Raw genomic sequence first — 6,462 nt, forward strand, 5'->3', positions numbered from 1 at the left:
CACGCGGCCTTTTTGGCCCGTCAGGCGCCGACCATAAGAAGGCGCCTGACGGTTTCCAAAACGGACAGCTGTAGCTGTCCGCCTTTATCAGGACGCCCCCTACAGAATCGCAGCCAGGCGATAAATGGAAACAACGTTCACCGGATACAAAATATACACGGCCAACGGCCTTGTGCGTAGGCGCCGACCAGGACAGGGCGGCCCGCTGTGAGATTTTACCGTAGCCTGTTCTGATATAATGGCAGGTCTTTATGAATCACGAATCACATGATGTGTCATTAATTCTGAATTTACAAATTTCCTTTGCAGGACTTTATAAGTTTTTTGTAGAATCTATATAGCATATATTGAGATTGAGAGGTAAGTCTTTTTAAGGAGGATGAGGCATATGATGAAACGAATTGTAAGTATGTTGCTACTTACTGGAACTTTATTGATAGGAAATACAGTGTTTGCCTTTTATGCAGATGAAAGCTCTGCTGTTAATCTTGGGATGGTTCAATCTTATAGCCGTTCAGCAATCAACGTTATTGATGATGACGGTACGGCGTATACTTTTGTTTATGACAATAGGCCTCATTCGGACTTAGGTTTTTGGAAACTTGAAAGCGAAGACCAGTGGCATCAATGGGAATTCGGCTTGCAACAACAATCTCACATGGAACAATTGGCTAGCTGTGGTTTCTATGCGTTGAAGACTCTTGGAAAATTGTAAGCGCTTGTGAAACGGGAAGGGCGTTATTATGAAGAAATTACTTATTTTCACTCATCCTTCGGGAATGTGTGGATTGAGCTTTGGTGTGGAGAATGGTAAAATCGTTTCGATTACAGCCTATATGGATCAATAGAGAGGGTACTCTACAAACGAACTAACAAGTCTCTTTTCTGGTGCCGGTCTTACAGTGGCAGTAGGTTATGATATTACAGGAGGCATGACGTATGGATTATCGCAAATTTGGTGAAACTTATTATATCCGGATGGATAAGGGGGATGAAATCATCAGCACGATTCTGGGAATCTGTCAGAAAGAACAGATTGCATCGGCCATTTTTTCGGGCATCGGCGGGTGCCGTTCGGCAGAAATACAGACGTTCATCCCAGAAACGGGCAGTTTTGAAGTTCAAGAGCTGAAGGGGATGCTGGAGCTGGTTTCGTTGACAGGCAATATCGTCAGCGATGATGATGGAACTTATTTTCATCATACTCACGCTGCTTTTTCTTATAAACAGGATGGGGAACATCACGTTGCGGCAGGGCACATCAAATCGATAGAGGTACTGTACACGGCAGAAATCGAATTGCGCCCCGTTATAGAAGGACGGATTCGGCGGAAATATGACCCAGAAACGGGGACCGGCTTTTGGGATTTCGGGCCAGAAACGGATTAAGCTGGCCACTGTCTTGTATCTCCCGATTGGTCGGCACTTCTGAGAATCTTTTCACTTTATACTTTATTTTCAAATGAAAGTATTGACAGAACATACCTAATAGTGTACTATTTGGGTAAACATTTTATATGTTTGATGAATGAATATCAATCATCCAGAGCAGTTGAGGGACTGGCCCTATGATGCTGCGGCAACCTCCGTGGGGACGGAAGGTGCCAATTCCAGCGGGAGTTTTCCCGGCAGATGAGCGAGAAATGGAAGGGATTTTGCGCGTCATCTGTAGCTGATGGCGCGCTTTTTTTATGGCTTTGTCATCGGCACGTCTTTATTTATTTTGTAAAAGGGGTGTCCGTATGAGTAACGAAGTATCTGCACAGGCCGTCAACCGGTCGGGCCTGTTGCGAAGCGAAGACTGGTGGGCCGTATGGCTCGGATTATTTATCGTCGTCCTCGGTGCCGGACAGATCTGGCACATCGATTTGCTCGGCTGGGCTGCTAAGTTCGGTGTCTGGATCGACCCGTCCAAGGCGGTCGGGCCGGGGTCGAAAGGGTTTGCCTGGCTCGGCAGTATCGGGTCGTTAGTGGCGACGTATGTATTTACCCTGGTCGTAACGTCTATCGGTGCGTATTTCATGGGGACGAAGGTCAAGAAATTCGTCGCCGGTTATACCGTGATTTACTGGATCACCATGGCGGCGACGGTCATCGGCAATTATGCTTATCTGGCAGCGACGCCGAATAAGCGGGAAGCTTTTAACATCGGCTGGTCCTTGAGTCTTGGCGAATTGGGCTTTGTCATTGCCCTGCTGGCCGGGCTGGTCATCGGTAATTTTTTCCCGAAAGTGACGCGTTTCTTATCTGATGCTGCCAAACCGGAATGGTACATCAAGACGGGCATCGTCATTTTGGGCATGAATATCGGCATCCAGGCCATCAGTGCCCTGGGGCTGGCCGGTACGGTCATCGTCCGCGGCATGTGCGCCGTCGTCGAAGCCTACCTGATTTACTGGCCTATCGTCTATTTCGTGGCCCGGAAATTCTTTAAATTCACGCCGGAATGGGCAGCTCCCATGGCGTCGGGCATTTCCATCTGTGGTGTCGCCGCAGCGATTGCTACGGGCAGTGCCATCAAGGCGCGCCAGATCATCCCGACTATCCTGGCATCGGTCATCATCGTCTTCGTTGCCGTAGAATTGCTCATCCTGCCCTTTGCAGCTGCTTATTTCCTGCCCAGTGAACCGATGGTCGCCGGGTCCTGGCTGGGCCTGGTCGTCAAGAGTGATGGCGGTGCCGTCGCATCCGGGGCAATCGCAGATACGCTCATCCGCAACAGTGCGCTCCAGCAATTCGGCGTCAATTACCAGGAAGGCTGGATCCTCATGGCTGCGACGACGTCCAAGGTCTTCATCGACGTTTTCATCGGCGTCTGGTCCTTCATCTTGGCTATCGTCTGGTCCATTTACCATCTCAATGACCCGCGGGCAGCCGTCGCATCCGGGGCTGGCAAGGTTTCCAAACGGGAAATCTGGGAACGCTTCCCGAAATTCATCATCGGTTTCGTCCTGGCCCTGGTCGTCATTTTTGCAGCTGGCTGGCTGCAGCCGGGCATCGTCGACGCTGCGAAAGCCGGCGCCGGACAGGCTAACCTCCTGCGGGCCGTCTTCTTTGGCCTCTGCTTCTTCTCTATCGGCCTGGTAACGAATGTACGCAAGCTCTGGAAATCCGGCCTGGGCCGTGTCATCGGCGTCTATGCCGTAGCCCTCGTCGGCTTCATCATCTGGGTCGGCCTGTTCATTTCTTACATCTTCTATCACGGCATTGTTCCGCCGACATTATAACTTCATCATAGAAAGGATTAATTGCTATGGCATCGCGAATCACTTCTGCCGCATCGACGGCTGACGAATATTACTACAACCAAACCGTAACCCCGACAGACGCTGCGACCCATACGGGACAGCTCGAACGGGATGCAGACGAATATTTCCCCTTGCAGCCCATCGAAAAAAAACTCTGTGCCTATTCCCTGGGATTGGGCCTGGGACTGATGGCCTTGTTCATCGTCATCTTTGAAGTCTTCGGCTGAGGCTTATTATGGAAAAGGGCTGTCGCACGAAGGTTTCTGCCATCATGCGAAGCCCCTTTCTCTTTAAAGTTTGTAGTACGAAGCTTGTAGTTTGTAGAAAATAGCTTTAAATTTAAAACCATTCACTAAAAACTAAAAACTGCAAACTTAATACTCAAAAAGAGGCTATCTTAATGCGACAGCCTCTTTTTGCTTTCCTCGGATTCAGATGTGGCTATGCCGTGATAAACTCATGAAATAAACGAAGCGCGCTGGTCGCAGGTAGCAGACTGCAAAAATAGCCCCAATCGGGGCATTCATAGGGGCCGACCTTTAACCTCTCAGACCGCCTTTGGCGGCCAGCTCCCCTATAAAGGGAGCCTTGTGGCCCGTTGCGAGATTTCATCACAGCCCATCTGAGTATAATGGCAGGCTTTTACGAGCCACGAGCATCTGTCATGGCACCGGCTATTCACACAAGTCGCGGCGGTACGCCCTTTGGGACGTCCCCTACGGAATCGCAATCAGGCGATAGAAATGAACGAAGGTCCCAGACGGGGCATTTTTTACGAGCCGAGGGTCACTCGAGGCGATGTCGTTATTCTGAATATGTTGCCGCAAGGCGGCATTTGACTCTGAGGCGGCCTGCGAACTGCGGTCTGCGACCGGCGGGGCCGTCGGCCCCAAAATTCGATGAACGACTTTACGCCCGGCCGTCAGGCCTCTATCAAAGTTAAAAGGACTAGCGCATGAAGGTTTCGACCATATCATGTGCTAGTCCTTTTTTTGAGGAGATAATCAGATTTTACCGCGTCTTATATCCCTGATATTTGTCTTTTAATTTCGTATTGTCTTTCAATACTTGGGCGATGGTTTTTCCTTGTTCGAGTTCTGTTTCGGCTTTGGTGGCTTTATCGGACAGGTAGGATGCGTCTTTTTGCCTAAGAGAAGGGTCTTGTCGTCGTTCCAGAATTCGCCTTTGTTTTCGTTACGGCCCTGGATCAGGAAGAGGCTGTCGCCATTTTTGTTGGCTGCGGCGAGGTCGATGCCGTGTTTTTTCTGGTAAGCTGCAATGCCGGCGCAGAGGGCAGCGTCATCGGTGCGCGTCCGGTTGATGACCAAGACTTCTTTCGTGTCTTTGAATTCGGTGCAGAAGTTGAAATCCCCCTGGGAATCCATAGCCGTGAAGCTGGGGCCGTGGCCTTTGTATTTCGGTACCAGGATTTTTGCCAGTGTTTCGGCTTTACCGACGCCCTGGGTCTGGGGATGGAGGTCGTAATCGTACTGATTGAGGTAACGGCCATTGGCGTCTACTTTGTTGGTCATGGCCAGGACATCTTTGACGCCAGGGACTTTGAAATAGGAAACGGCTGCGCGGATGGCGTCTAATTTATCAGCTGGGATCCCCATCATGAGGACGGACTTCATCTGTGTCGGCGGGACGGCGAATTGCAGATGATCGAGCTGCCAGACTTCCAACTGTTCGCCTACGTCGAGGATGGATGTCGTATTGTCGAAATCGAAGACGGCATAGGGATGATTGTTTTTATCGTAGTTCGGCGAATCTTTGCCGTAAGCCGCGATGAAGTCGTTGATTCCCTGGCGGACCGTAGCGTCCCAGCGGGGGCTTTGGACGGCTTGGGCTTGTCATGATTCCTGGCCTCCTGTACCGTAGTTGACATTTTTACATACTGCATTATAGGCCCGGATTTTTTTGGATTTGTATAAAGTATGAAATAAATAGGTAAAATTGAGAGCCTAGGGATTGTTGTAATTACAACGGACAAAGAGGGTGTTTTTTTGATATAATATATAAATAGACTTTTTCTATATGCTATAGTGAACAGGAGGCGTTTTGTATGGCTTTTAAGAAACGTGTGGTAGGGGTCATCGGCTTAGGTCATGTCGGGGCTCATGTAGCTTTTAATTTAGGGGTCCTCGGGATTGCCGATGAAGTCAAGTTATGCGACGTGAAGTCGGAAAAACTGGTCAGTGAACGGCAGGATATGATGGATGCCGTCATGTTCATGCCTCATCGTGTCAATTACACGATTGCCAGCTATGAAGAATTGGCAGACTGCGACGTCATCGTCAATGCTATCGGCGACATTACGCTCTGCGCATCGGGGAACCGCGACGATGAAATGCATTTCACTGTGCCTCAGGTCGCTGATTATATCCCCAAGGTCATGGCCGGCGGCTTCCAGGGCATCATCATCAATATCACCAACCCTTGTGACGTCATTACGGACCTCATCGCTAAGAAGAGCGGCCTTCCGAAAGGTCATGTTTTCGGTACCGGCACGGGGCTGGACAGCGCGCGCCTGGTCAGTGCCATTTCCCAGCAGACCGGCTTGGATCATCATTCCTTCTCAGCCTACATGATGGGGGAACACGGCAATTCCCAGATCGTCCCCTGGTCGCTCATCAAGTTCGGCGGTAAATCCCTGGCAGAACTGGAACAGAATCCGGCCTATGTCTTCGATAAGGCCCGCGTCCAGGATGAAACCATCCATGCCGGCTGGGTCACCTATTCTGGCAAGCACTGCACGGAATACGGCATCAGTATGACGGCAGCTACCATGGTCCGGGCCGTCCTGCGGGATGAACGGAAAATCATGGCAGCCAGCGCGCCTTTAGATGGTGAATACGGCGAAACGGGCATCTTCTGCGGTGTCCCGTCGGTCATCGGCGCCAATGGCATCGAAGAAGTCATCGAATATAACCTGCCGGAACAGGAAATGAAGGACTTCAAAGCCTGCTGCGCTACGATTCGCGCCAACATCGCTAAAGCCGAAGAATTTTGGAAATAAAGTTTGTAGTACGGAGTTTGTAGTTTGTAGAAGAGGGCTTTAAATTTGAAAATATTTGCTACAAACTGCAAACTTAATACTCAAAAAGAGGCTGTCTTAACGCGACAGCCTCTTTTTTTACCACCTCTATAACCCGACGCCGGAAACCTTTGAAACCATTTTCCATGATGCCGGCTTCTCCTCCGTCCAGGTCCA

Annotated in this window: 6 protein-coding genes and 1 riboswitch; of the genes, 5 read left to right on the forward strand and 1 reads right to left on the reverse strand. The window is 50.1% G+C overall.

The window, feature by feature from the left end:
• Positions 1-388 precede the first annotated feature (388 nt).
• The 4 genes from WMO23_RS10575 (at position 389) to WMO23_RS10590 (ending at position 3,475) form a co-directional block, all read left to right on the forward strand.
• Complete coding sequence (locus tag WMO23_RS10575; protein ID WP_020309916.1) at positions 389-715, forward strand: hypothetical protein; 327 nt, start codon at positions 389-391, stop codon at positions 713-715.
• Positions 716-939: 224 nt separating this feature from the next.
• Complete coding sequence (locus WMO23_RS10580; RefSeq protein WP_292282402.1) at positions 940-1,389, forward strand: PPC domain-containing DNA-binding protein; 450 nt, start codon at positions 940-942, stop codon at positions 1,387-1,389.
• Positions 1,390-1,536: 147 nt separating this feature from the next.
• Positions 1,537-1,639, forward strand: a riboswitch (SAM riboswitch).
• 103 nt (positions 1,640-1,742) lie between these two features.
• The gene (locus WMO23_RS10585; protein ID WP_020309918.1) at positions 1,743-3,227 is read left to right on the forward strand and encodes a putative sulfate exporter family transporter; all 1,485 of its coding nucleotides are present in this window, start codon (positions 1,743-1,745) and stop codon (positions 3,225-3,227) included.
• A 26-nt stretch (positions 3,228-3,253) separates the two neighbouring features.
• Positions 3,254-3,475, forward strand: coding sequence for a hypothetical protein (locus tag WMO23_RS10590; RefSeq protein ID WP_020309919.1), 222 nt, complete (start codon positions 3,254-3,256; stop codon positions 3,473-3,475).
• An 834-nt stretch (positions 3,476-4,309) separates the two neighbouring features.
• On the opposite strand, the gene WMO23_RS10595 is transcribed toward WMO23_RS10590, so the two are convergent.
• Positions 4,310-4,933, reverse strand: coding sequence for a hypothetical protein (locus WMO23_RS10595; RefSeq protein WP_020309920.1), 624 nt, complete (start codon positions 4,931-4,933; stop codon positions 4,310-4,312).
• Between the two features lie 380 nt (positions 4,934-5,313).
• Between WMO23_RS10595 and WMO23_RS10600 the strand changes: the two genes are divergently transcribed.
• Entirely contained in the window at positions 5,314-6,267 is a 954-nt protein-coding gene (locus WMO23_RS10600) for a lactate/malate family dehydrogenase (RefSeq protein ID WP_020309922.1), read from the forward strand.
• Positions 6,268-6,462: the final 195 nt, after the last annotated feature.

This window comes from Megasphaera intestinihominis (assembly GCF_040096415.1).
GTDB classification, from domain to species: Bacteria; Bacillota; Negativicutes; order Veillonellales; family Megasphaeraceae; genus Megasphaera; species Megasphaera intestinihominis.